At 37.7% G+C, this 25319-nt stretch carries 21 protein-coding genes and 1 pseudogene; 14 read left to right on the top strand and 8 right to left on the bottom strand.

All coding sequences use genetic code 11. The features are described 5' to 3' along the window. Positions 1 to 3: 3 nt before the first annotated feature. Positions 4 to 1422, top strand: a complete 1419-nt coding sequence (locus tag EM4838_RS08110) for an oligosaccharide flippase family protein (protein WP_010735172.1) — start codon at positions 4 to 6, stop codon at positions 1420 to 1422. A 48-nt stretch (positions 1423 to 1470) separates the two neighbouring features. Here the strand turns inward: EM4838_RS08110 and EM4838_RS08105 are convergent, their stop codons facing one another. Continuing rightward, positions 1471 to 2172, bottom strand: a complete 702-nt coding sequence (locus tag EM4838_RS08105; RefSeq protein WP_023519859.1) for a Crp/Fnr family transcriptional regulator — start codon at positions 2170 to 2172, stop codon at positions 1471 to 1473. Between the two features lie 459 nt (positions 2173 to 2631). Here EM4838_RS08105 and arcA point away from each other — a divergent pair, with 459 nt between their 5' ends. The 5 genes from arcA (at position 2632) to EM4838_RS08080 (ending at position 10677) form a co-directional block, all read left to right on the top strand. Beyond that, positions 2632 to 3861 (top strand): arginine deiminase, encoded by a 1230-nt coding sequence (gene arcA, locus EM4838_RS08100; protein ID WP_062805084.1) that lies wholly within the window; start codon positions 2632 to 2634, stop codon positions 3859 to 3861. A gap of 105 nt (positions 3862 to 3966) precedes the next feature. Continuing rightward, the gene (gene argF, locus EM4838_RS08095) at positions 3967 to 4986 is read left to right on the top strand and encodes an ornithine carbamoyltransferase (RefSeq protein WP_010735175.1); all 1020 of its coding nucleotides are present in this window, start codon (positions 3967 to 3969) and stop codon (positions 4984 to 4986) included. A 113-nt stretch (positions 4987 to 5099) separates the two neighbouring features. After that, positions 5100 to 6053 (top strand): carbamate kinase, encoded by a 954-nt coding sequence (gene arcC / locus EM4838_RS08090; RefSeq protein ID WP_071867874.1) that lies wholly within the window; start codon positions 5100 to 5102, stop codon positions 6051 to 6053. A gap of 537 nt (positions 6054 to 6590) precedes the next feature. Then, positions 6591 to 8282, top strand: coding sequence for an arginine--tRNA ligase (gene argS, locus EM4838_RS08085; protein ID WP_071867875.1), 1692 nt, complete (start codon positions 6591 to 6593; stop codon positions 8280 to 8282). A gap of 355 nt (positions 8283 to 8637) precedes the next feature. Continuing rightward, complete coding sequence (locus tag EM4838_RS08080; protein ID WP_071867876.1) at positions 8638 to 10677, top strand: EndoU domain-containing protein; 2040 nt, start codon at positions 8638 to 8640, stop codon at positions 10675 to 10677. Between the two features lie 20 nt (positions 10678 to 10697). Here EM4838_RS08080 and EM4838_RS08075 read toward each other — a convergent pair whose 3' ends face one another. Further along, positions 10698 to 11678: a hypothetical protein gene (locus tag EM4838_RS08075; RefSeq protein ID WP_071867877.1), complete on the bottom strand. Its 981-nt coding sequence runs from the start codon at positions 11676 to 11678 to the stop codon at positions 10698 to 10700. 130 nt (positions 11679 to 11808) lie between these two features. Continuing rightward, positions 11809 to 12807 (bottom strand): hypothetical protein, encoded by a 999-nt coding sequence (locus EM4838_RS08070; protein WP_100917260.1) that lies wholly within the window; start codon positions 12805 to 12807, stop codon positions 11809 to 11811. A 192-nt stretch (positions 12808 to 12999) separates the two neighbouring features. Between EM4838_RS08070 and EM4838_RS08065 the strand changes: the two genes are divergently transcribed. Continuing rightward, on the top strand, positions 13000 to 13422 hold the full coding sequence (locus EM4838_RS08065; protein ID WP_071868095.1) for an EndoU domain-containing protein: 423 nt from the start codon (positions 13000 to 13002) through the stop codon (positions 13420 to 13422). Between the two features lie 19 nt (positions 13423 to 13441). Here EM4838_RS08065 and EM4838_RS08060 read toward each other — a convergent pair whose 3' ends face one another. From EM4838_RS08060 to EM4838_RS08040, 5 genes and pseudogenes are all read right to left on the bottom strand, one after another. Beyond that, the gene (locus EM4838_RS08060) at positions 13442 to 14425 is read right to left on the bottom strand and encodes a hypothetical protein (protein WP_074801803.1); all 984 of its coding nucleotides are present in this window, start codon (positions 14423 to 14425) and stop codon (positions 13442 to 13444) included. A 45-nt stretch (positions 14426 to 14470) separates the two neighbouring features. Further along, positions 14471 to 15454 carry a hypothetical protein gene (locus tag EM4838_RS08055; RefSeq protein WP_100917259.1) on the bottom strand — a complete coding sequence of 328 codons (984 nt, stop codon included), beginning with the start codon at positions 15452 to 15454 and terminating at the stop codon, positions 14471 to 14473. 53 nt (positions 15455 to 15507) lie between these two features. Next, positions 15508 to 16492, bottom strand: a pseudogene (locus tag EM4838_RS08050) (hypothetical protein). 45 nt (positions 16493 to 16537) lie between these two features. Beyond that, the gene (locus EM4838_RS08045; RefSeq protein ID WP_100917258.1) at positions 16538 to 17521 is read right to left on the bottom strand and encodes a hypothetical protein; all 984 of its coding nucleotides are present in this window, start codon (positions 17519 to 17521) and stop codon (positions 16538 to 16540) included. Positions 17522 to 17924: 403 nt separating this feature from the next. Then, positions 17925 to 18404: an arginine repressor gene (locus EM4838_RS08040; RefSeq protein WP_010735183.1), complete on the bottom strand. Its 480-nt coding sequence runs from the start codon at positions 18402 to 18404 to the stop codon at positions 17925 to 17927. A gap of 374 nt (positions 18405 to 18778) precedes the next feature. On the opposite strand from EM4838_RS08040, the gene rpsB reads away from it, so the two are divergent. The 7 genes from rpsB (at position 18779) to rseP (ending at position 25315) form a co-directional block, all read left to right on the top strand. After that, complete coding sequence (rpsB, locus tag EM4838_RS08035; protein ID WP_010735184.1) at positions 18779 to 19561, top strand: 30S ribosomal protein S2; 783 nt, start codon at positions 18779 to 18781, stop codon at positions 19559 to 19561. A gap of 102 nt (positions 19562 to 19663) precedes the next feature. Next, a complete protein-coding gene (tsf, locus tag EM4838_RS08030; RefSeq protein WP_010735185.1) occupies positions 19664 to 20545 on the top strand; it encodes a translation elongation factor Ts in 882 nt (293 codons plus the stop codon). A 234-nt stretch (positions 20546 to 20779) separates the two neighbouring features. Beyond that, positions 20780 to 21502, top strand: a complete 723-nt coding sequence (pyrH, locus tag EM4838_RS08025) for a UMP kinase (protein WP_010735186.1) — start codon at positions 20780 to 20782, stop codon at positions 21500 to 21502. Between the two features lie 3 nt (positions 21503 to 21505). Beyond that, complete coding sequence (gene frr / locus EM4838_RS08020; RefSeq protein WP_065095887.1) at positions 21506 to 22063, top strand: ribosome recycling factor; 558 nt, start codon at positions 21506 to 21508, stop codon at positions 22061 to 22063. Between the two features lie 180 nt (positions 22064 to 22243). After that, entirely contained in the window at positions 22244 to 23050 is an 807-nt protein-coding gene (locus tag EM4838_RS08015; RefSeq protein WP_065095888.1) for an isoprenyl transferase, read from the top strand. Continuing rightward, entirely contained in the window at positions 23047 to 23847 is an 801-nt protein-coding gene (locus EM4838_RS08010; protein ID WP_023519848.1) for a phosphatidate cytidylyltransferase, read from the top strand. The genes EM4838_RS08015 and EM4838_RS08010 overlap by 4 nt, the downstream gene beginning before the upstream one ends. A gap of 199 nt (positions 23848 to 24046) precedes the next feature. Beyond that, positions 24047 to 25315, top strand: coding sequence for an RIP metalloprotease RseP (rseP, locus tag EM4838_RS08005; RefSeq protein WP_062805088.1), 1269 nt, complete (start codon positions 24047 to 24049; stop codon positions 25313 to 25315). The last annotated feature ends 4 nt before the right edge of the window (positions 25316 to 25319 follow it).

Raw genomic sequence — 25319 nt, 5'->3', positions numbered from 1 at the left:
TGAGTGAAAAACATAGCTCGTAATTTCATTTATCAATCCATATTCCAGATAATGAAAATAGTTATTCCAATTATAACCATACCTATAGTATCTATGGCGTTAGGTCCTGCTGGAATAGGGATCTTCAACTATACCAATTCAATCGCACAATATTTTGTACTAGTTGCTAGCTTAGGTGTAGCTATGTATGGGAACAGAGAAATCGCACTTGCGTATAATCGACAAGAGGACATCTCTAAATTATTTTGGGAAATTGTTGTATTTAAAGCGATATTGACATTAGCAGTATTTTTTATCTACATTGCTGTTGTCAGTTTCTTACCTAACAGTAATTATTTTTATTTTCAAAGTTTAACCATTTTAGCAGTGCTTTTTGATATATCATGGTTCTTTATGGGAATTGAAGATTTTAAGTTAACTAGTGTATCGAGTTTATTCGTTCAAATAATTACTTTTGTGTTGATACTGCTTTTTATTAAAGATTCAAATGATGTAGGTATCTATATTTTGATCCAAACAGCTGGTATATTTGTTTCACAAGTGTTAGTTTGGTTCTTTATCAAACCTTATATAACATTTCAAAAAATAAATCTAAAAAAAAGTTTTAGTCACATCAAAGGCTCGTTTGAATTCTTTATACCCCAAGTAGCGATTACCTTATATACGAATTTAAATAAGACCTTATTAGGCTTATTCATAGGGGCTTCAGCAGTTGGATTTTATACAAACTCACTCACATTAAATACCGTGTTTATAACAATCATCACTACACTTGATATTGTTTTACTTCCACATATGAGTGGTTTGTTTGCTAAAAAAAATGTTGAGCGAATTGTAGAGCTGATGGATAAAACGATTGATCTACAGTTGTTTTTTAGTTTACCGATCATGTTTGGGATGTTAACTGTATATGATAAGCTTGTTCCATGGTTTTTTGGGGAAAAGTTCTTATTTATTAATAATGTTATCCCGTTTTTTACTCCTTTAATAGTAATTATTCCGCTAGGTATGGCTGTTTCAAGACAGTACCTTATTCCTATAGGTAAAGTTAGAGAATATAATAAATCTGTGATTATTGGTGCAGGTATAAACATTATAAGTAATCTAATCTTACTACCAACTGTCGGTTTTTTTGGAGTTGTCATTTCTAATTTATTGGCTGAATTCTTTGTTACTGCAGTAAGAGTGCGCTCGTTTCTCAAATCTACTAACTTTTCTTTTAATTTTCGGCGAATAAGTATTTATTTTATTTCAGCACTTGCAATGATGATTATCACCAGAATATTGACTAATTCTATGCAAGCAAGTTTAATAACTAATATAGTACAAGGTTTAATTGCTATTACCCTGTATTTTATCTTTACAGTAGTAATGAGAACAAATCCTATTGTTTCATTTATTCAAGAGAGAAGAAGTAAGTGAATGATTACTTACTTCTTTTTTTATTTATCAAAAGAGGATGGCAAAGAATCACTCCCGCCACCCCGGCGTCACTGCTTCCTTACAAAACGTGAACCGTTTCTTGTCATAATTCACCAAGCCGGAGTCTTTCAGCTGTTTAATCACCTGTCCGGCGGTTTCACGAGTGGTACCGCTATTGACTGCTAGTTCTTTCAACGTGATCGGATAGGGTATCGATATATGACCGTCTTCTGTAGGGATTCCTAATTCTTCTTTTAAAACAAATAGGTTTTGTTTCACTCGGTCAAAAGCACTGGAGGTCAAGCCGATTTGAATGCGTAGTTCGTGCATCTGAACGACTTTTCCTAACTTCTGGATCATGTAAATCAATTGATTGGGGTTGTTTTTGACGATTTTTTCATAACAAGCTACAGGAAAATAAAAAGTCTCGATATCTGTCATGGCTTGTGCTGTATACGTATAAGGTTCTTCTTCAAAAATACCAGACATTGGAAAGAGATTATTTGCTGTGACATAATCATAGTAGTAATAAGTCGCACTTTCGTCATAACGCTCTAAACGGATCAATCCTTCTGTTAAGACATAGAAACGTTGCCGCTCATCTCCTTCATCAAAAAGCACTTGTCCTTTCTTATATGAACGTAGGACAGTCTGCTCTTTGATTTCTTCAAATTCCTCATCAGTAAAGTGTTCAAAATCAGGTTGATATCTGAGTTTAGAAAAATGATAATCGATTTTATTTACACGCATGAACATCCCTGCTTCCTATTATTCTTTAATTCTATTGTGACTTCTTTTATTTCTTTTGTAAAGCCATAATACATTCCGAGAAAAGCTATATTTTGTAAAAAATCAATTGCGTTTGTTATTATGTAGGATTTATACAAAACAGATGAATATAATTTGATGAGTGATCATAAAAGTGTATAAAAAACAAATAATATACATAAAGTAAACGCTAACAACCTTAATTTAAATGGGATTTAAAAATATACAGAAAAATTTTTTTGATGAATAAAAATTTTTTTGATAGAGTTTTCAGTATAAAAAAAAGAGAAATTATTAATAAAAGATGCAAAAATGTGTAATTATTTAATTAAGCTTTAATAATGAGAGATTCTTCTCATTTAAAATGCGAGAAAAGCATGAAAGTGATTACAAAAGCAGTTTATTCTAAGTATGTAATCAAAACGAAGGAGGCAACACAACATGGATAAACCGATTCACGTTTTCTCTGAGATAGGAAAGTTAAAGACAGTATTATTAAAACGACCTGGTCAAGAAGTGGAAAATCTAACACCTGATATTATGGATCGTTTGTTGTTCGACGACATTCCGTATCTACCGATTGCACAAGCTGAGCATGATGAATTTGCACAAGTGCTCCAAAGTGAAGGCGCTGAAACATTATATTTAGAGAAATTAGCGGCTGAAGCAATCGATGCAGGTAATGTCAAAGAGGAATTTTTAAATAAAATGTTAGATGAATCTTTTATTGCATCTAATGCTGTTAGAGATGGTCTTCATGAGTTCCTTCTATCAATGGAAACTCAAGATATGGTAGATAAGATCATGGCGGGTGTCCGTACAAAAGATATCGATGTGAAATCACGTAGTTTATACGATTTATCATCTGATGACGACTATCCATTCTACATGGACCCAATGCCAAACCTATACTTTACAAGAGACCCTTCCGCATCAATGGGAAATGGGATGACAATCAATAAAATGGCATTTGAAGCGCGTCGTCGTGAGTCAATGTTCACAGAATACATTTTGAACCACCATCCACGTTTTGCAAATAAAGGTGTTGACGTATGGTTGGATCGCGAAAATCCAGATCATATCGAAGGTGGGGATGAATTGATCCTTAGTGACACAGTTGTCGCTGTTGGTATCTCACAAAGAACAAATGCAAAAGCGATCGAGCGTTTAGCACGTCACTTATTTGCGAAAAACGCAGGATTTGAAAAAGTCTTGGCAATCAAGATTCCGAATAATCGTGCGATGATGCATTTAGATACAGTATTTACAATGGTTGACCATGACAAATTCACGATCCACCCAGCGATCCAAAGTAAAGAAGGAAAAATGGACGTCTTTACAATCGAACAAGCTGGCGATGATATCAAAATTTCTCATTCAGATGATTTACAAGAGTCATTGAAATCAGTTCTAGGTTTAGATGATCTTGTATTGATCCCAACAGGTAATGGCGATGCGATCGTTGCACCTCGTGAACAATGGAATGATGGCTCAAACACATTAGCGATCGCTCCAGGGGTTGTAGTTACTTATAATCGTAACTATGTATCAAACGAATTATTGAGAAGCTACGGCATCAAAGTATTGGAAATCACTTCAAGTGAATTGTCACGCGGTCGTGGCGGCCCTCGTTGCATGAGCCAACCGTTAGTTCGTGAAGATTTAAAATAGTTTATTCCTGATGGCAGTCACTGTCAGCTGCCATCAGATTTCCTCTTAATACCAAGTACTTTATGTACTATCAAATAGAATACAATTTTAAAGGAGAATGTTCATATGAAAGAATCAGTATTTCAAGGAAGAAGTTTATTAGCAGAAAAAGATTTTACAAAGGAAGAGTTACAATATTTGATCGACTTTTCTCAACACTTGAAAGATTTGAAAAAACGTGGCATCCCACATCATTACTTAGAAGGAAAAAATATTGCATTACTATTTGAAAAAACATCAACACGTACTCGTGCAGCATTTACAACTGCAGCAATCGATCTTGGTGCGCATCCTGAATATCTAGGTGCGAATGACATCCAATTAGGTAAAAAAGAATCTACAGAAGATACTGCCAAAGTATTAGGTAGTATGTTTGACGGAATCGAGTTCCGTGGTTTCAGCCAAAAAATGGTGGAAGAATTAGCTGAATTCTCAGGCGTACCTGTATGGAATGGTTTAACTGATGAATGGCACCCAACTCAAATGATCGCTGACTTCTTAACGATCCAAGAAAACTTCGGTAAAGTGGAAGGCATCACAGTTGCTTATTGTGGCGATGGACGTAACAACATGGCGAATTCATTGTTAGTAACAGGTGCAATCTTAGGAACAAACATGCGTATCGTTGCACCAAAAGAATTACAACCTGAAGAAGAAATCGTGAAAATGGCTGAAGAGTTTGCAGCGAAATCAGGTGCACAATTAATGATCACTGACGATGTTGCTAAAGGGGTTGACGGAGCAGACGTTCTTTACTCAGACGTTTGGGTATCAATGGGTGAAGAAGATAAATTTGAAGAACGTATCAAATTATTGAAACCTTACCAAATCAATATGGATATGATCGAAAAAACAAACAATACAGATCGTTTGATCTTCTTACACTGCTTACCAGCCTTCCATGATACGAAGACAGTTTACGGTGAACAAATGAAAGAACGCTTCGGCATCACTGAAATGGAAGTAACAGACGAAGTATTCCGCAGTAAATATGCACGTCAATTTGAGCAAGCAGAAAACCGTATGCACTCAATCAAAGCAATCATGGCAGCAACACTAGGAAACTTATTCATTCCTCGTGTGTAACAACTAACAAGTAAATAATCAAAACGAGTCAGCGTGAGGATCGTTCAGAAAGAACGCTGGCTTGTTTTGTCATCGGTAAAATTCAGAATGTTCTGAAAGAAAGGGAGATAGACATGGCAAACAGAAAAGTGGTTGTTGCATTAGGCGGAAACGCGATTTTATCAACAGATGCAAGTGCAAAAGCACAACAAGACGCATTGATGGAAACAGCAAAATACTTAGTGAAATTTATTGAACAAGGAGATGAATTGATCATCTCACATGGTAATGGTCCTCAAGTTGGAAATTTGTTGATCCAACAACAAGCGGCTGATTCAGAAAAAACACCGGCAATGCCATTAGATACATGCGTGGCGATGACGGAAGGTTCAATTGGCTATTGGTTGCAAAATGCGATGGGCGAAGTGTTGAAGGAAAAAGGAATCGATAAAGATGTCGTTTCTTTAGTGACACAAGTCATCGTTGATGAAAATGATCCATCGTTCAAAAATCCAAGCAAACCAGTTGGACCTTTCTATACAGAAGAAGAAGCGAACGATCAGATGAACGCAGACTCTTCCGTAACATTCAAAGAAGATGCAGGACGTGGTTGGCGTAAGGTCGTTGCTTCTCCAAAACCAATCTCAATCAAAGAAGCTCGTGTCATCCAAACATTAGTGGAACAAGGCGTGATCACCATTTCTGTAGGTGGTGGCGGTATTCCAGTAGTGGAAACTGCAACAGGTCTTGAAGGAAAAGAAGCCGTGATCGACAAAGATTTTGCTTCTGAAAAATTAGCAGAGATCATCGGAGCAGATCTACTGATCGTGTTGACGGGTGTCGATAATGTCTATGTGAATTATCAAAAACCTGATCAAAAGAAACTAGAAACAGTTGGTGTCTCAGAAATGAAACAATACATTGCTGAAAACCAATTTGCTCCAGGAAGCATGTTGCCAAAAGTGGAAGCAGCGATTGCCTTTGTTGAGGCTCGTCCTACTGGGAAAGCAATTATTACTTCCTTAGAAAATATTGAGAATCTATTAGCTTCAGAAGAAGGAACGATCATTGTTGCTGATGAAGCGTAAGAAACTTTTTATCGTTTTACCATGACCATGTGTATAAAATGTCCAGTTGGTTTTTAATCTCCTTTAGACCTCCTGGACATTTTAGGTTGTGAGAAAAGCACTTTGACCTGAGCAATAAGATAGAAAATCAGAAAATAGTTTCTTATATTTTTTGATTTTTTAGCTTATTGTTGAAGGTCAACTTTTCGAACACCGTTTATTTATGAAGAAAACTCTAGCCAGTCGATTGGATATCTGCTATAATTCAAATCAAGTTAAATAAGAGCAACGTTTGCTGAACAAGAGAGTAATTGGTGTCATTTCGTTCAAAGCGAGTCTGGGTAGAGTGGAAGCCGGACGGACAAATCCCAATGAAGCGCACTTGGAGAACTCTGTCTTTGACAGACGGTCGTCTACCGATATCAGATCGAGCAGGTCCTTTTTTAGGACAATTGGAGTGGTACCGCGGGAATTCTCGTCTCTAGTAAATTCATAGGAAATATGGATTTGCTAGAGATTTTTTTGTTTTACAGCAAACAATATGTAGGAGGAAAATAAATGAATAACAAAGATGTTGTTGCAAAAGCACTATATGAAGTAGTACAAGATGATTTGACGTTGGAGCAAGTCGCACAATTACTTGAAAATCCAAAATCAGCGGACCATGGAGATGTCGCATTTCCCACGTTCTCTTTAGCAAAAATCTTCCGCAAAGCACCACAACAGATCGCAGCGGATCTTGCTGAGAAAATCGATGCAACAAATTTTGAAAAAATCGAAGTCGTTGGACCATACTTGAACTTCTTTATGAACAAAGAGATCATTAGTAATCAAGTGTTAGCTACAGTAGTAAAAGAAAAAGAACACTATGGTGATAGCACGATCGGTAACCAAGGAAGCGTGCCTATCGATATGTCTTCACCAAACATTGCAAAACCAATTTCAATGGGTCACTTACGTTCGACAGTAATCGGAAACTCAATTGGCTTTATCATGGAAAAATTAGGCTACCAACCAGTACGTATCAACCATTTAGGAGACTGGGGCACACAATTTGGAAAACTGATCGTTGCCTACAAAAAATGGGGATCTGCTGAATCTGTAAAAGCTGAACCAATCAATGAATTATTGCGTCTATATGTCCAATTCCACGAAGAAGCTGAAACACAACCTGAATTGAATGATGAAGCTCGTTCTTGGTTCAAGCGTCTAGAAGAAGGCGACGAAGAAGCGATGGAGTTATGGCAATGGTTCCGTGACGAATCAATGAAAGAATTCAACAAGATCTATGACTTGTTAGAAGTTCGTTTTGATTCATTGAACGGGGAAGCTTTCTATAATGACAAGATGGATGAAATCGTCGAATTACTAGAAGAAAAACATCTCTTACAAGAAGACAAAGGTGCAGAAATCGTTGACTTATCTGCTTATGATCTAAATCCTGCCTTGATCAAAAAATCAGATGGTGCGACACTTTATATTACGCGTGATTTGGCAGCTGCACTATACCGTAAACGTACGTATGATTTCAGTCAATCACTATACGTAGTTGGTAATGAACAAAGTTATCACTTTAAACAATTGAAAGCTGTCTTGAAAGAACTAGGCTTTGACTGGTCAGATGATATGCACCATATCCCGTTTGGTTTGATCACACAAGGTGGTAAAAAACTATCTACACGTAAAGGAAAGATCGTTTTACTAGAAGAAGTATTGAATGAAGCAATCGACTCAGCGAAACAACAAATCAGTGAAAAGAATCCTGATTTGGAAAACAAAGATGTCATCGCAAAACAAGTCGGTGTTGGGGCTGTTATTTTCCACGATTTAAAAAATGACCGTTTGAATACCTTTGACTTCAATTTAGAAGAAGTGGTTCGTTTTGAAGGGGAAACTGGTCCTTATGTCCAATATACTCATGCTCGTGCGATGAGTTTATTAGACAAAGCAGGTTTTGTTCCTTCTGAAGATCAAGCTTATGCGTTGAATGATGAAAATAGTTGGGAAGTCGTGAAGCTTGTACAGAAATACCCTGAAACAGTACTTCAAGCGGGTGAAAAATATGAGCCATCGATCATTGCAAAACATGCGATCAAACTGGCACAAGCATTCAATAAATACTATGCACATACAAAAATCTTAGCGGACGATGACCAAAAAGAAGCACGCTTAGCGTTAGTTTATGCGGTAACTGTTTTACTAAAAGAAGACTTACGTCTATTAGGATTACATGCACCAGATAAAATGTAAAAAGTTTCATTGCTCAATGATTTTCTGAAGAGAAATCTAAAAGTTATTTATCAGTCAATAATCCATTGCATATTTACAATTGAATTGATTTTTATCTAGAAGGTTCTCTTTTAGAAACGAGCCAAGTCGGGATTTGAAAAAATCCCGGCTTTTTTGACGTATTTTTGGTACGGCATACATTTTCATAGTTGTTTTATGTTGAATTGTACATACAAAAATTTTTATGAATAAATAATTGAATTTCCTTTTCTTATTTTAGAAAAAGTCGTTTCATGAGAATCTTCACTTTTTGTTAAGCGCTTTCTTTTCTTGCGGTATACTCTCGGTGTAAATAAAAAAGAAAAGGAGTGGAAAAATGAAAGTGAAAAAGAAATGGTTCTCGTTGTTGATAGTTGTGATGTTGTTGTCGTCGGTTTTCCAACCGACACTCTTAGCCTTTGCGAGTGATCGATCCTTCAGAGAAGCGATCTCGCGTCCGGCTGTTGAGATTGATTTAAGCGGCACTTCGCAAGCGAAAGATGAAAAAACATGGAACGAATGGGCAAAACTCCGAGGATTTACGGATACTTTGACTGCCGAACATAACGTATTTGATAATTTGGTTCTAGCGGATTATTTAGACATGATGGAAGGGCCAAGTACGTTACCCCTCAGTGCACGGTTTGCTCGTTCAAAAATTGCACCGATCATCCAAGCTACCGCCTTTGCTGAATTTACCCGACCCTACTTAAAAGAATCGTCCAAAGAGATGGCTGTCAGTCAGTTGTATCGGGTGACCTCCACCAATATCTTAAGACAATCGATCAGTTTACTTGGTGACGCCATTGATGCGCCCGAAGATCCGATTGAGATTTATCCAACCACTAAAATCGAGTTGGCTAGTTGGATTTCAGTCCAAAACCAGTTTCTCGAATACATAGAAACGACCCCCGACTTATCTGGATATGAGATGCGAACTGGCACAGACGGTGTGAGCAGATTGTTCGTGCCGAAAAGCACAAACAATCAAAGTCTGTTAGTTTATCCAGATACTTCACTGAATGAATACTTACCGGGAAATGAAAAATTACCTCCGCGGATCGGCGCCCTGAAACAAATCAATTTTTCTCCATATAATGGTCCAGGAACACCCTATGTCAATGTGACCATGAGCTATACCGCCTATGACCATCGTCAACAATTATATACACAATATGATGTTCGTGGCATCACGATTCCCATGGAGACGGACTTTGATACATTTTTAGCAGAAATCGCCACACCTGAACAAGCCTTGGAACTGGTCAAAGAATATTCTTCGGTCCAATTCGGGGCAGTAGACCTAACAGATGTCGATTCCGTCAATGAAGTCGGAAAAGAAATCACCCGTCAGATGATCGATGAGCGGGATGCGCTGATTGATCAATTGCCTGATACGTTTCAGACCAATCTATTCCGGATCGTAGCGAAAGCCAATGACAAGGAAGTTGTCATTAATCGGGAAGGTGAATTTGTGTATCGGGGAACGCAAGAAATTGTTCCCTTAGATCAAATCGACATCGGCTTTAACCAAGAAGTCATCTATACGATCCGCAAAGTGCAAAGCTTTTTCGGTATCTATTGCAACTACTATGCGTTAGCCGATGGCTTGTTTGATGAAGAACGCACGAATGCCTTACCAAGAAGTCTAGATGAAACCACCATTGCAGCGATTTCTGAAGTCGGTGGCAATGTATTGAAGAATTTACCAAATTACGAAAATACCGACTGGGTCATCAAACAGTCCCAAATCCAGCTCGAAAAAACAGACATCTTACTTATCATTATGTGCTTACCGTTGTCTGAAATGTTTTCTGTCTTACGAGCAGTTGAATCCGAAGAAGTCTTCGTAACAGCGATCGAAGTCGAAGAAGCTGAAGCCGCTCGCGTATTGGAAGCGGAAAAGGCTCTGATTACCAAGGGCTGTCCAAATGAAGCCTTAGTAGAGAAGTTACCAACTACTGAATTTTATAACCGCAAGTCGTTGCGACATGTGGCAGGAGAGGTGAGACCTGGGAGAAGTGGCAATCCTGAAATCACAGGTGCCCATTCGAGACATCCTGATTTTTATAGCCCAGACAGTGGAGTTGTATATAAGCCGACAGGAACAGTGGTGGAAGGGCAACCTTTTGAGGCAGAAGTTAGATATGATGGGAACATTAAAAATACTAAATCTACTGTTTTTCCCGACAACTGGGATGCGGAAAAGATTATTAGTGAAGTAGAAAGAATTGTAAAGGAAAAAGTATCTAGTTCCGTCCCAGGGAATCATCCTTTTAGTGGCGATAGTACAGAAGGATTTAAAATAGCAGGGCGAGTAAATATAAAAGCAAATGGTAAAATAAATGTTGTGACAGCTTATCCAATCATAGAATGATAAAGAATGGTGGTACTTAGTTAAACTAAGTGCCACCATTCTTTATCTTCACGTATTTTGTGCTGAAATTGTTCTGGCGTATAGGTTTCACGCCAATAGTATTTGTTGTAAAGCATATATTTTCTCATAATCACTTCAATCGCATCATCTAACACCTTATTTAGCCCCAGATACTTAACATTAGTAATTCCACCATTAAAGAAGTCGCCATGAAAACACGTTCCTATACTATAAGGAGAGAGACTGTAAATAGGTATCTGGTTAAAATAAATATTATATTCATAATTAGATATGGTAGCAATTGGATCATCAGGCTCATCTTGTTCAGAGTCATAAGGCGCATCAGCTAATAAATGACCAATTTCTGGTCCAAAATCAATAAATGAATCATCGTGAGTAAGAGTTAAGTGAAAATCTAACTGTCTCAGCTGTGTCTCTAGAAATTCCGTATTTTTTTTAACAGCTGCTAAAGGTCGGTACTTTGGATCACTGAAATCAAATGGGGAGTTCCATATATTTGTGTCTCCGATTATTTGTTGATTTTGTTTATATAGGGCCAAAGCATGTTGTGCGAATTGTTTTTGTGAAAACAAATCTTTCCAATAAAGAAGATTATGAACTTGATAATCTCGAATGACTTCAAGAATTGCATCATTAATGCTACTTACTTTTTTTTGCAAATTTTTTTCATGACTATCTGGTAATCGTGATTTATCAATAATCACACCATAAGGGGTAACCCAATAAGCAGTATAGAACTTACCTTTTAAACGATACTCCGAATACACAAAATGTTCCATCGGATGATTCGGTACACGAGGGTCCCAATAAATTTTTGATAGCTTTGGAAAGACCTCCGGACCATAATCAATAAAGTTATCATTATGTATCAAAGTCAAATCTGGATCGATTGCTTGAAATTTTTGAGTCAGTTCTTCTGTCATTTTTCTGATCTCTGCTTGTGGTCGACGGTTGGGATCGACAAAGGGGAAGAAGGTCATAGTTAATATCCTTTCTGTTCAAAATTTTTATTTGAATCATAACACGTTGGAAAAGTAGAAGAGAGAATTATTATTTCGGGAAAGTCGGAGTAAAAAGAGAATTTGAGTGAAGCGTTAACAAACATCTAAGTTAGACAGACCTATCCAGTCTCCATGTCTCTCTGTCTTTATATTCATTAATTTTTTTTTGAAACATTTCAGGTGTATATACATTACGCCAATAATATAAATTGTTCTGTTGATATTGATAGATGATAGCTAAAATTGAATTATTCAATTGTTCGCTTAAACCAAGGTAGTCCGTATTAAACATCCATTCGCTATAAAAATCCCCATGTATTCCATAGCTTAATTGATAAGGGGAACAACCAAATAAAGAAATACCGTCGTAACTAATTGTATACTCTTCATTAGACAAATAACGTCTAGGATCATTAGGTTCATCTTCTTCAGGATCATAAGGGAATTCAGCGAAAAAGAACCCAACTTCTGGATCAAAATCAATGTATGAGTCATCACGAATCACGGTTAATCGAGAATCTAATTGATCTAACTGAGTTTCTAGAAATTCCGTATTTTTTTCTACAGCAGCCAAAGGTCGGTGCTTGGGGTCAGTGAAACTAATTGGTGAACTAATTAATTCGCCAGGTCCAATAGATTGCGATACTCTCTTGTAGGGTTTTAACTTCTCCTGTTCCAATTGTTTTTCAGTAAATATATCTTTCCAATAGAGAAGGTTATGCACTTGATAGTCATGAATGATTCTTAGGATAGTCTGTTCAATCATTTTTAAAGTTTTTCTTCGCGAGCCTGCATTCCCTCCAGGGCTTCTATAATATTCGTAAATTTTTTCATCATAAGGCGTAAACCAGTAAAGAGGATAGCCGCCATATCTAAGTAGATACTCCGAATACACAAAATGTTCCATTGGGTGATCTGGCACACGAGGGTCCCAATAAATTTTCGATAACTTTGGAAAGACCTCTGGACCGTAATCAATAAAGTTATCATTATGTATCAAGGTCAAATCTGGATCGATTGCTTGAAATTTTTGGGTCAGTTCTTCTGTCATTTTTCGAATCTTGGCTTGTGGTCGACGATTGGGATCGACAAAAGGGAAGAAGGTCATAGATATTATTCCTTTCTATATCAAGTTTTTTCATTTGAATCATAACATGTTGAAAGACAGTATAAAGAATTTTTTTTCGAAAAAGTCGAAGTAAAGAGAACATGAGTAAAGCGATAATAAACATCTAGGTTGGACATCTATCTAAGCGATAAATCGACTATTGAACAGACCAAGTAGTCCTTGGTAGAAAAATTGAAAATCACTGAATACTATAACCGTAAAGCCTTGCGTCATGTGGAGGGAGAGGTAAGACCGGGGAAAGATGGTGTACCTGTACTTAAAGGTGCTCATTCACGCCGCCCTGATTTTTATAATCCAGACAGTGGAGTGGATTATGAACCAACTGGGACAGTGGTGGAAGGACGACCTTTTGAGGCGAAAGTTAGATATGATGGGAAATATAAGAGAACTAACTCTACTGTTTTTCCTGACAACTGGGATGCAGAGAAAATTACGAGTGAAGTAGAGCAAATTGTAAAAAAAGAGGTTCCGAATATACCGGGGAGACATCCTTTTAGTGGTGAAAGTACAGAAGGTTTTACGATAGAAGGACATGCGAATGTTAAAGCAAATGGAAAAATTACGGTTGCGACAGCATATCCGATTATAAAATAATAAAGATGGTGGTGCTTAGTTATTCTAAGCACCACATCTTTTTATTTTTTTTAATTTCTTTTTGGAACTCTCCAGTAGTATAATAATCACGCCAATAATATAAATTATTCAATTGATATTTGTGAACATGTTTTATTACAGTAGCATCAAGTTCATTACTTAGTCCAAGATGAACGAAACTAGGTATGCCACCATTAAGAATATTTCCTTGGTAACCAGTTCCAAAGCTATAGGGAGTAAAACTGTACAAAAGAGTATCACCATAATAGATTTGATACTCTGAATCAGATAAGTCGCATATAGGATCATTAGGTTCATCTTCTTCTGGATCATAAGAATATTCAGCTAAAAAACGACCAATCTTTGGGCCAAAGTCAATGTATGAATCATCATGAATAAGAGATAAGCGCAAATCTAGTTTGTTGAGCTGTGTTTCTAAGTATTCGGTATTCTTTTCTACAGCAACCAAAGGTCGATGCTTGGGGTCAGTAAAACTAATTGGTGAACTAACGAGTTCTCCTGGTCCGATGAATTGTGATGGACGATTATAAGGTTTTAACCTTTCCTGTTCCAATTGTTTTTCTGGAAATAAGTCATTCCAATAGAACAGGTTAAGTACTTGATATTCATGAATGACTTTTAAGATAGCTTGGTCAATCACTTTTACTGCTTGTCTAGAAGAATCTGAAGCCCCACTCGGTTTTCTATAATATTCGTAAATTTGTTCATCGTAAGGCGTAAACCAGTAAAGAGGATAGCCTCTATATCTAAGTAGATACTCCGAATACACAAAATGTTCCATCGGATGTTTTGCCACGCGAGGATCCCAGTAAATCGACGAAAGTTGTGGAAAGACCTCTGGACCATAATCAATAAAGTTATCATTGTGAATCAAGGTCAATTCTGGATCGATTGCATGAAATTTTTGAGTCAGTTCTTCTGTCATTTTTCTGATCTCTGCTTGTGGTCGACGGTTGGAATCGACAAAGGGGAAGAAGGTCATAGTTACTATCCTTTCTGTTCAAGATTTTATTTTTTGAATAAACTGTTAAAATAAAGTCCACCATTCTTTATCTTCACTTATTTTACTTTGAAATTGTTCTGGGGTATAGGTTTCCCGCCAGTAGTATTTGTTGTAAAGCATATATTTTCTCATAATCACATTGATCGCATCAACTAGCTTCTTGCTTAGTCCAAGGTAGGTAACATTCGGTATTCCCCCATTAAAGTAATCGCCATGAAATCCAGTCCCACTACAATAAGGAGAGAGAGAGAAAAGTAATGTTTTATTAAAATAAATGTCGTACTCGTAACGAGATAAATCACGTCTAGGATCATCTGGCTCGTCTTCCTCTGGATCGTAAGGGCACTCCGCAAGAAAATGACCGATATCTGGACCAAAATCAATATATGAGTCATCACGAATCACGGTTAATCGAGAATCCAATTGATCTAACTGAGTTTCTAGAAATTCCGTATTCTTTCCTACAGCAGCCAAAGGTCGGTGCTTGGGGTCAGTGAAACTAATTGGTGAACTAATTAGTTCGCCAGGTCCAATAGATTGCGATACTCTCTTGTAGGGTTTTAACTTCTCCTGTTCCAATTGTTTTTCTGTAAATATATCTTTCCAATAGAGAAGGTTATGAACTTGATAGTCATGAATGATTCTTAGGATATTCTGTTCAATCATTTTTAAAGTTTTTCTTCGCGAGTCTGCATTCCCTCCAGGTCTTCTATAATATTCATAGATTTGTTCACCATAGGGCGTAAACCAGTAAAGAGGGTAACCTCCATATCTAAGTAGATACTCCGAATACACAAAATGTTCCATCGGGTGATTTGGCACACGGGGGTCCCAATAAATTTTCGATAACTTTGGAAAGACCTCTGGACCGTAATCAATAAAGTTATCATTATGTATCAAAGTCAAATCTGGATCGATTGCTTGAAATTTTTGGGTCAGTTCTTCTGTCATTTTTTTGATCTCTGCTTGTGGTCGACGGTTGGGATCGACAAAGGGGAAGAAGGTCATAGTTACTATCCTTTCAGTTCAAGATTTTTTTAGTTCAATCATAAGAAGTTGAATTAATTCAACTTCCATGTCTTTTTATAGTTACGCACTATTTTTTGGAAATCTTCATAGGAATAATTGTTGCGCCAGTAATATTTATTATAGAGCATATATTTCCTCATAATCACTTCGATCGCATCATCTAGTTCCTTACTAAGTCCAAGGTACGTAACATTAGCAATCCCTCCATTGAAGAAGTCGCCATGAAAACTTGTTCCTATACTATAAGGAGAAAGTCCGTAAATGGGTATCTCATTAAAATAAATGTGGTAATCATAATGAGATAAGTAACGAGTAGGATCATCTGGCTCGTCTTCCTCTGGATCGTAAGGACATTCCGCAAGAAAATGGCCGATATCCGGACCAAAATCAATATAAGAATCATCATGAATCACTGTTAATCGAGAATCTAAGTGATCTAATTGAGTTTCCAGAAATTCGGTATTCTTTTCTACAGCAGCTAAAGGTCGGTGCTTGGGGTCAGTGAAACTAATTGGTGAACTAATTAGTTCGCCAGGTCCAATAGATTGCGATACTCTCTTGTAGGGTTTTAACTTCTCCTGTTCCAATTGTTTTTCTGTAAATATATCTTTCCAATAGAGAAGGTTATGAACTTGATAGTCATGAATGATTCTTAGGATATTCTGTTCAATCATTTTTAAAGTTTTTTCTTCGCGAGTCTGCATTCCCTCCAGGTCTTCTATAATATTCATAGATTTGTTCACCATAGGGCGTAAACCAGTAAAGAGGGTAACCTCCATATCTAAGTAGATACTCCGAATACACAAAATGTTCCATCGGATGATCTGGCACACGGGGGTCCCAATAAATTTTCGATAACTTTGGAAAGACCTCTGGACCATAATCAATAAAGTTATCATTGTGGATCAAGGTCAAATCTGGATCGATTGCATGAAATTTTTGTGTAAGTTCTTCTGTCATTTTTTTGATCTCTGCTTGTGGTCGACGGTTGGGATCGACAAAGGGGAAGAAGGTCATAGTTACTATCCTTTCTGTTCAAGATTTTATTTTTTGAATAAACTGTTAAAATAAAGTCCACCATTCTTTATCTTCACGTATTTTACTTTGAAATTGTTCTGGGGTATAGGTTTCCCGCCAGTAGTATTTGTTGTAAAGCATATATTTTCTCATAATCACATTGATCGCATCAACTAGCTTCTTGCTTAGTCCAAGGTAGGTAACATTCGGTATTCCCCCATTAAAGTAATCGCCATGAAATCCAGTCCCACTACAATAAGGAGAGAGAGAGAAAAGTAATGTTTTATTAAAATAAATGTCGTACTCGTAACGAGATAAATCACGTCTAGGATCATCTGGCTCGTCTTCCTCTGGATCGTAAGGGCACTCCGCAAGAAAATGACCGATATCTGGACCAAAATCAATGTATGATTCATCACGAATCACGGTTAATCGAGAATCTAATTTATTTAATTGAGTTTCTAGAAATTCCGTATTCTTTTCTACAGCAGCCAAAGGTCGGTGCTTGGGGTCAGTGAAACTAATTGGTGAACTAATTAGTTCGCCAGGTCCAATGAATTGTGATGGACGATTATAAGGTTTTAACCTTTCCTGTTCCAATTGTTTTTCTGTAAATAAGTCATTCCAATAGAACAGGTTATGCACTTGATATTCATGAATGACTTTTAAGATAGCTTGGTCAATCACTTTTACTGCTTGTCTAGAAGAATCTGAAGCCCCGCTCGGTTTTCTATAATATTCGTAAATTTGTTCATCGTAAGGCGTAAACCAGTAAAGAGGATAGCCTCTATATCTAAGCAGATACTCCGAATACACAAAATGTTCCATCGGGTGATTTGGCACACGGGGGTCCCAATAAATTTTCGATAACTTTGGAAAGACCTCTGGACCATAATCAATAAAGTTATCATTATGTATCAAAGTCAAATCTGGATCGATTGCATGGAACTTTTGAGTGAGTTCTTCTGTCATTTTTTTGATTTCTGCTTGTGGGCGACGATTGGGATCGACAAAGGGAAAGAAGGTCATAATCGTTTTTCCTTTCTATGCTATAAAAGTTTTTTAAATTAAAGTATGACATGAAAATAAGGAGTGGTGAGGACTGTTTTTTCGATAATCAGAAGAAAGTGAGAATTCATATTGAAATAAGCAATACCTACCTAACTTAAAGTTAACTAAGCTTTATATGATTTTTAGCGCTTGTTGTGTTTCTCAATGATATTTGAATTTATTCTACTAGTGGAAAACATTACTATTATTGTTTCTATGAGGCATTGAGTGCGAGGTATAGTGGGCTTTCATAGCAACGAAAGGTTAAGTCAACTTGAGAGAGGTTCATGATTCTTCTCCAGTATTGATTTAAATAAAAAAAGATGCTGGCAAATTTCACCAACATCAAAAAAATATATACAATTACTATCTGTTATGGCATTTAAAAAATTGTTGCTGTAGTGGGATGATGCAAGAAGTTTTCAACTAACTGCGCATCTTCATCATCTTTTGAAATAATGATCGTTGTATCGAAACCAGCGATGGTACTGACGATATGTGGCGGTTTGATTTCATCTAATACAGCAGCAAACAACGGGGCATTATCTGGTAAGGTATGGACGATAGTCAAAAAATGAACTCGTTCCACTTTTAACACGATATCTTCAATCATCTGGATCAAACGTTTTTCATCTTCGCTCTTTGATTCAGCTGTCTCCTTTTCTTTGAACAGGACAAAATGGGAAACACCATTTTCATCAGGCGCCTTGACGATTTTTAAGTCACGTATATCTCTTGAAATCGTCGCTTGAGTCGCAGATACACCCATTTCAGTCAGTTTAGCTAACATTTCATCTTGTGTACGGATCGTATAATCTTCAATGATTTGTTTAATCAACAAGTGTCGCTCAGTTTTTCGCATTTTAGTTCTCCTTTAACGAAACTTTTCACAAGTATCATAACAAAAAAACGTTGAATTGCCCATCTTTATTTTACATTTACCTGTTTATTTTTTCACGAATTGCTTATTAAAAAACAAAGAAATAAAGTAAAAAAATGAGAGGGAGAAAAAGAAGACACAAAAAAATAAGTAAGTTGATTTTTTTTCTTGAAATTTATGCCCAATTCAGTTAAACTATTGAATGTTGAGCAGAAAAAGATCACTTTGGTGTATCTTACGTCACTACTCAATAAATCCACATTCTTGTTGGATCGTTGGTCGGTGCTTGAAAAAGTTGGCTAGCGAGTTGGAAGACAAGAAGAGGGAAAATAAAAACCAAATCGGAGGAAACAAACATGGCAGTAATTTCAATGAAACAATTACTAGAAGCCGGCGTACACTTTGGTCACCAAACTCGTCGCTGGAACCCAAAAATGAAGAAATACATCTTCACAGAAAGAAACGGAATCTACATTATTGACTTGCAAAAAACAGTTAAATTAGTAGATGCAGCTTACGATTACATGAAGAGCGTAGCAGAAGAAGGCGGCGTTGCTTTATTCGTAGGTACGAAAAAACAAGCACAAGAAGCAATCAAAGATGAAGCTACTCGTGCTGGACAATACTTTGTAAACCACCGTTGGTTAGGTGGAACATTGACAAACTGGGATACGATCCAAAAACGTATCGCTCGTTTGAAACAAATCAATGCAATGGAAGAAGATGGAACTTTTGCAGTTCTACCTAAAAAAGAAGTTGCTGGTTTGAACAAACAACGTGAACGTCTTGAAAAATTCTTAGGTGGTATCGCTGATATGCCAAGAATCCCAGATGTAATGTACATCGTTGACCCACGTAAAGAACGCATTGCCGTTCAAGAAGCACACAAATTGAATATCCCAATCGTAGCAATGGTTGATACAAACTGTGATCCAGATGAGATCGACGTAGTTATCCCATCAAACGACGACGCAATCCGTGCCGTTAAATTGATTACTTCAAAAATGGCTGATGCTTTCATCGAAGGAAATCAAGGGGAAGATCAAGTAGTTGAAGAAGATTTTTCAGCAGAAAACACAGCGACTTCAATCGAAGAAATCGTTGATGTTGTTGAAGGCGACAACTCTTCAGCAGAATAATTTTTAAATGATGGAGCTGTTTCAAAGGCTAGGCGACAAGCCTCACTCTCCTTTGAAACAGCTTTTTTTAAAGAAAAAGCATACAACTAGGAGGAAGTAAAAATGGCAGACGTTACAGCTAAAATGGTAAAAGAACTACGCGACATGACTGGCGTAGGTATGATGGATGCGAAAAAAGCATTGGTTGAAGTTGAAGGTGACATCGAAAAAGCAGTAGATCTTTTACGTGAAAAAGGAATGGCTAAAGCTGCGAAGAAAAACGATCGTATCGCCGCTGAAGGTCTTGCTTCAGTTGCAGTGAAAGGTAATACTGCAGCAATCGTTGAAGTCAACTCAGAAACAGACTTCGTTTCTAAAAACGAAATGTTCCAAGACTTAGTAAAAGAAATCGCTGAACTAGTTGCTGAAAACAAACCAGCTGACATGGACGCAGCAATGAAAATCAAAACATCAAAAGGAACAGTTGAATCTGACTTGATCGAAGCAACACAAGTTATTGGTGAAAAAATCAGCTTCCGTCGTTTTGAAGTAATCGAAAAAGATGACAACGCTGCATTTGGCGGTTACCTACACATGGGTGGACGTATTGCTGTATTAGCTGTTTTAGAAGGTACAACTGACGAAGCAGTAGCTAGAGACGTAGCGATGCACGTAGCAGCGATCAACCCTCGTTATGTAAACGAAACACAAATCCCTGAAGCTGAATTAGATCACGAACGTACAGTCTTGACTGAACAAGCATTGAACGAAGGCAAACCAGCGAACATCGTTGAAAAAATGGTTGAAGGACGCTTAAACAAATTTAAAGCTGAAATCGCATTGGTTGACCAACCATTCGTTAAAGATCCTGATATGACTGTTGAAAAATTTGTTGCTTCTAAAGGCGCAACTGTGAAATCATTTGTCCGCTTTGAAGTCGGCGAAGGTATCGAAAAACGCGAAGATAACTTTGTAGAAGAAGTAATGAACCAAGTGAAAAAATAATCCGGTTTACGGACTTGGTTAATGGTACGATGTTTGGTCCAAAGAAAATAGAGATCATTCTGCATTTTCTTTGTGACCACATCGGTTCCATCGCTTATTTGAATGAAATGAGGAGCAGCGACATTCGTCACAGCTCTTTTTTTTAGGGCAAGAGATATCAAGAGCATAGGTATTTTCGTGCCTAAACTATCTGGATATGGTAGAATGTCAATAGAAAATATTGGAGGAATGAACATGGTCACACCAAAATATCAGCGTGTCGTCTTAAAATTAAGTGGAGAAGCTTTAGCTGGAGATGAAGGGTTTGGAATCAAACCGCCAGTTATCAAAGAAATCATCCAAGAGATCAAAGAAGTCCACGAGTTAGGCGTAGAGATGGCAATTGTTGTCGGCGGTGGAAATATCTGGCGCGGTCAAATTGGCGCACAAATGGGGATGGAACGTGCACAAGCGGATTACATGGGCATGTTAGCAACTGTGATGAATGCTTTAGCATTACAAGATACATTAGAAAATGTTGGTGTTCCTACACGCGTCCAAACCTCAATTGAAATGCGACAAATCGCAGAACCATACATCCGTCGTAAAGCAGAGCGTCATTTAGAGAAAGGGCGCATCGTTATTTTTGCCGGTGGTACTGGAAACCCTTATTTTTCTACAGATACAACTGCGGCATTACGTGCAGCTGAAATTGGCGCTGATGTTATTTTAATGGCTAAGAACAATGTTGACGGTGTTTATTCTGCCGATCCAAAAATCGATTCAACAGCAGTGAAATTCGATGAATTGACACACATGGAAGTCATTGCAAAAGGATTACAAGTAATGGATTCAACTGCTAGTTCATTGAGTATGGACAATGATATCCCGTTACTTGTGTTCAATCTTAATGAACATGGAAACATTCGCCGAGCAATCTTAGGTGAAAATATCGGAACAACCGTAAGGGGGAAATAAACAATGGCAGATGCAATTATGACAGAAGCAAAAGACAAGATGCAAAAAGCAGCACAAAATCTACAACGTGAACTTGGACAGATCCGTGCCGGCCGTGCGAATGCGAGCTTATTAGATCGTATCACTGTTAATTATTATGGCGCACCAACACCATTGAACCAATTAGCATCGATTCAGATCCCAGAAGCAAGAGTATTGATGATCACACCATTCGATAAAAGTGTGCTTCAAGACATCGAAAAATCGATCATGGCAAGCGACATCGGTATCAGCCCAACAAATGACGGAAATGTGATCCGTTTAGTCATTCCTCAGTTAACAGAAGAACGTCGGAAAGAATTAGCGAAAGACGTGAAAAAAGAAGCTGAAAATGCGAAAATCGCTGTCCGTAACATTCGTCGTGATGCAATCGATGAATACAAAAAACAACAAAAAAATGGCGATATCACAGAAGATGATTTGCGCGACTTAGAAAAAGAAGTGCAAACTTTGACAGATAACAGTATCAAAGAAGTGGATAATATTGCTGCAGACAAAGAAAAAGAATTGCTTGAAGTATAAGAATCAATAAAAACAGGTGGACAGTGAGAAGTGCTGTCTCCTGTTTTTTGCTTTTTGACTAAGAAAAACTAAAAAATCTTTTGAATTTGCGTAAAAAAAGGGCTATACCATAGGAAATAACGATAGATATTGCTATAATGGTAAAGATAGTTGTAATTTTTTAGTATGGGAGGAAAAAGAATGTTACGTTTTTTTCCGCAAAAAAACAAATATATTCAAGAAAAAAGTGAGTACCATTTTGATGCGCAGAGAGATATCCCGAAACATATTGCCATCATCATGGATGGGAATGGTCGTTGGGCACAAAACCGTCGTCTACCACGAGTGGCTGGCCACAAAGAAGGCATGGAAACCGTTAAGAAAGTCACAAAAAAAGCTTCTCGACTTGGGGTAAAGGTGTTAACGCTCTATGCGTTTTCAACCGAAAATTGGAAACGTCCAAAAGAGGAAGTCAATTTTTTGATGCAATTACCTGTAGACTTTTTTGATACGTTCGTCCCTGAGTTGATTGCTGAAAATGTCAAGGTACAAGTGATGGGCTATGAAGAACTCTTACCGGAACATACGCAAGATGCAGTACGCCGTGCTATTGAACAAACCAAAGAAAATACGGGAATGATCTTAAACTTCGCACTGAATTATGGTAGTCGGGCAGAAATCATCTCTGCAGTCAAAGCAATCAGTGAACAAGTAAAAGAAAACGATCTTTCTACGGAAGACATCGACGAGGACATGATCGCGGATCATTTGATGACCGGTTTCTTACCTCCCGAACTTCGCGATCCAGGATTAGTCATCCGGACAAGTGGCGAAGAACGGATCAGTAATTTCTTATTGTGGCAGATTGCTTATAGTGAATTATATTTTTCAAAAGCCTTATGGCCAGATTTTGACGGCGCCCATTTAGAGGAAGCAATCGCTTCTTATCAACATCGAGACCGTCGTTTTGGTGGCGTAAAAAGTGTAGATAAAGGAGAACAATCATGAAGCAACGTGTGATCACTGCGGTCGTAGCATTGGCATTATTTATTCCGATCATTTGGATCGGAGGAATTGGTCTTGAGCTAGTAGCGGCTTTATTAGCAGTAGTTGGTGTCTATGAACTTTTTCGTATGAAAGGATTGACACTATTAAGTTTTGAAGGAGTTCTTTCTGCCATTGGTGCAGTTTTTCTTGTCCTGCCGAAAGAGCGCTGGTTTTTCTTTTTACCTGAACAAACAAATGAATTTATGTTGTTTTATTTGACTGTGATGATCCTTTTGGGTGCCGCTGTCTTCTCAAAAAATATGTATACGATCGATGAAGCTGGTTTTCCAGTTGTTACTAGTTTATATGTCGGTTTTGGTTTTCAAAACTTTGTTAGTGCGCGTACAGAAGGAATCAACGTATTGCTTTTTGGCTTGTTCATCGTTTGGGCAACCGATATTGGCGCATATCTAGTTGGTAGACGTTTTGGTAAGCGTAAGCTATGGCCAGATATCTCACCCAACAAAACGATTGAAGGTGCATTAGGGGGAATAGGTAGTGCGTTAGTTGTTGCCTTACTGTATTTCTTACTTTATCCACCACAAGAATTGTTTGGACATGGTTTATTCGTCATGTTACTCCTAACGATCATTCTATCGATCGTAGGACAATTTGGGGATCTAGTCGAGTCGGCAATTAAACGCCACTATGAGGTCAAAGATTCAGGGAACATTTTACCTGGACATGGTGGGATCTTAGATCGATTCGATAGTCTATTGTTCGTCTTTCCTGTCATGTACTTATTTGGATTGATTTAAATAAAAATTCTGTAAAAGAAGCTTCCGAAACCAAAAGTTTTTCGTCCGTCAATCAGACACGATCGGTAAGGAGATTCTTTACAGGATTTTTATTTTTTACATTTTAACAGGTGCTTGGTGAAGTGTCGATAATATGGTAAAATTAAGTAGTTTTATTTTAACTGAATAAAAAATAATGATTAATGTAAAGGAGAATAGGATGAGAACAATTATCACGTTCATTATCGTTTTTGGCATCTTAGTGATCGTACATGAATTTGGCCACTTCTTCTTTGCGAAACGATCAGGAATCCTAGTTCGCGAGTTTGCGATTGGCATGGGACCTAAAATCTACGGTCATCAAGCAAAAGACGGCACGACTTATACATTGCGTTTGTTACCGATCGGTGGCTATGTGAGAATGGCTGGGAATGGGGACGACGAAACGGAAATGGCCCCAGGAATGCCGTTATCGCTCTTGATGGATTCAGATCATGTCGTAAAGAAAATCAATTTAAGCAAAAAGATCCAATTGACCAATGCGATCCCCATGGAATTGATCCGTTATGATCTTGATGAAGCACTCACGATCACAGGTTATGTGAATGGTGATGAAACGCAAGAAGTAACGTATGCAGTGGATCACGATGCTTCGATCATCGAGGCGGATGGGACTGAATTGAGGATCGCACCGAGAGATGTGCAGTTCCAATCAGCCAAATTATGGCAACGAATGTTAACGAACTTTGCGGGTCCAATGAATAATTTTATTCTAGCGATTCTATTGTTCATCGTATTAGCGTTCATGCAAGGCGGGGTGACAGTCACAAATACCAACCAAATCGGTGTTGTTACGCCAGACGGAGCTGCGGCTGCAGCCGGACTGAAAGAAAATGATGAAATTCTTTCAGTTGAGGGGAAATCGATCCAAACATGGAATGATCTGACAGCGATCATTACTGAAAATCCAGATAAACCACTTGATTTTGAAGTTGAACGAAATGGACAGGTTTCTTCTGTTGAAGTGACACCGAAAGCAATTGAGTCGAATGGTGAAAAAATTGGTCAACTTGGAATACAAGCGCCAATGAAAACTGGCTTCTTCGATAAGATCATCGGTGGAACACAACGTGCATTTAGTAGCTCTTTGGAAATATTCAAAGCATTAGGTTCATTATTTACCGGCTTTAGCTTGGACAAATTAGGTGGACCGGTGATGATGTTCCAATTATCTTCTGAGGCAGCGAATCAAGGGATCATGACAGTCATTGGTTTGATGGCGATCTTATCCATGAATTTAGGGATCGTCAATTTATTACCGATTCCAGCATTAGATGGTGGAAAACTAGTCTTGAATATTTTCGAAGGTGTCCGTGGTAAACCACTTAGTCAGGAAAAAGAAGGCGTTTTGACGCTTGTTGGTTTTGGCTTCCTGATGCTATTGATGGTATTAGTGACATGGAATGACATTCAACGATTCTTTTTCTAGAAAA

The sequence above is a fragment of the Enterococcus mundtii genome (assembly GCF_002813755.1).
In the GTDB taxonomy this organism is placed as follows: domain Bacteria; phylum Bacillota; class Bacilli; order Lactobacillales; family Enterococcaceae; genus Enterococcus_B; species Enterococcus_B mundtii.
The sequence above is the reverse complement of the archived record's forward strand: the minus strand, read 5'-3'. Positions and strand labels throughout refer to the sequence as shown.

Excerpts from the sequence above, each read along its gene's own strand:
- EM4838_RS08105 (WP_023519859.1), bottom strand. The coding sequence starts at position 2,172 with ATGCGTGTAAATAAAATCGATTATCATTTTTCTAAACTCAGATATCAA.
- arcA (WP_062805084.1), top strand. The coding sequence starts at position 2,632 with ATGGATAAACCGATTCACGTTTTCTCTGAGATAGGAAAGTTAAAGACA.
- argF (WP_010735175.1), top strand. The coding sequence starts at position 3,967 with ATGAAAGAATCAGTATTTCAAGGAAGAAGTTTATTAGCAGAAAAAGAT.
- arcC (WP_071867874.1), top strand. The coding sequence starts at position 5,100 with ATGGCAAACAGAAAAGTGGTTGTTGCATTAGGCGGAAACGCGATTTTA.
- argS (WP_071867875.1), top strand. The coding sequence starts at position 6,591 with ATGAATAACAAAGATGTTGTTGCAAAAGCACTATATGAAGTAGTACAA.
- EM4838_RS08080 (WP_071867876.1), top strand. The coding sequence starts at position 8,638 with ATGAAAGTGAAAAAGAAATGGTTCTCGTTGTTGATAGTTGTGATGTTG.
- EM4838_RS08075 (WP_071867877.1), bottom strand. The coding sequence starts at position 11,678 with ATGACCTTCTTCCCCTTTGTCGATCCCAACCGTCGACCACAAGCAGAG.
- EM4838_RS08070 (WP_100917260.1), bottom strand. The coding sequence starts at position 12,807 with ATGACCTTCTTCCCTTTTGTCGATCCCAATCGTCGACCACAAGCCAAG.
- EM4838_RS08060 (WP_074801803.1), bottom strand. The coding sequence starts at position 14,425 with ATGACCTTCTTCCCCTTTGTCGATTCCAACCGTCGACCACAAGCAGAG.
- EM4838_RS08055 (WP_100917259.1), bottom strand. The coding sequence starts at position 15,454 with ATGACCTTCTTCCCCTTTGTCGATCCCAACCGTCGACCACAAGCAGAG.
- EM4838_RS08045 (WP_100917258.1), bottom strand. The coding sequence starts at position 17,521 with ATGACCTTCTTTCCCTTTGTCGATCCCAATCGTCGCCCACAAGCAGAA.
- EM4838_RS08040 (WP_010735183.1), bottom strand. The coding sequence starts at position 18,404 with ATGCGAAAAACTGAGCGACACTTGTTGATTAAACAAATCATTGAAGAT.
- rpsB (WP_010735184.1), top strand. The coding sequence starts at position 18,779 with ATGGCAGTAATTTCAATGAAACAATTACTAGAAGCCGGCGTACACTTT.
- tsf (WP_010735185.1), top strand. The coding sequence starts at position 19,664 with ATGGCAGACGTTACAGCTAAAATGGTAAAAGAACTACGCGACATGACT.
- pyrH (WP_010735186.1), top strand. The coding sequence starts at position 20,780 with ATGGTCACACCAAAATATCAGCGTGTCGTCTTAAAATTAAGTGGAGAA.
- frr (WP_065095887.1), top strand. The coding sequence starts at position 21,506 with ATGGCAGATGCAATTATGACAGAAGCAAAAGACAAGATGCAAAAAGCA.
- EM4838_RS08015 (WP_065095888.1), top strand. The coding sequence starts at position 22,244 with ATGTTACGTTTTTTTCCGCAAAAAAACAAATATATTCAAGAAAAAAGT.
- EM4838_RS08010 (WP_023519848.1), top strand. The coding sequence starts at position 23,047 with ATGAAGCAACGTGTGATCACTGCGGTCGTAGCATTGGCATTATTTATT.
- rseP (WP_062805088.1), top strand. The coding sequence starts at position 24,047 with ATGAGAACAATTATCACGTTCATTATCGTTTTTGGCATCTTAGTGATC.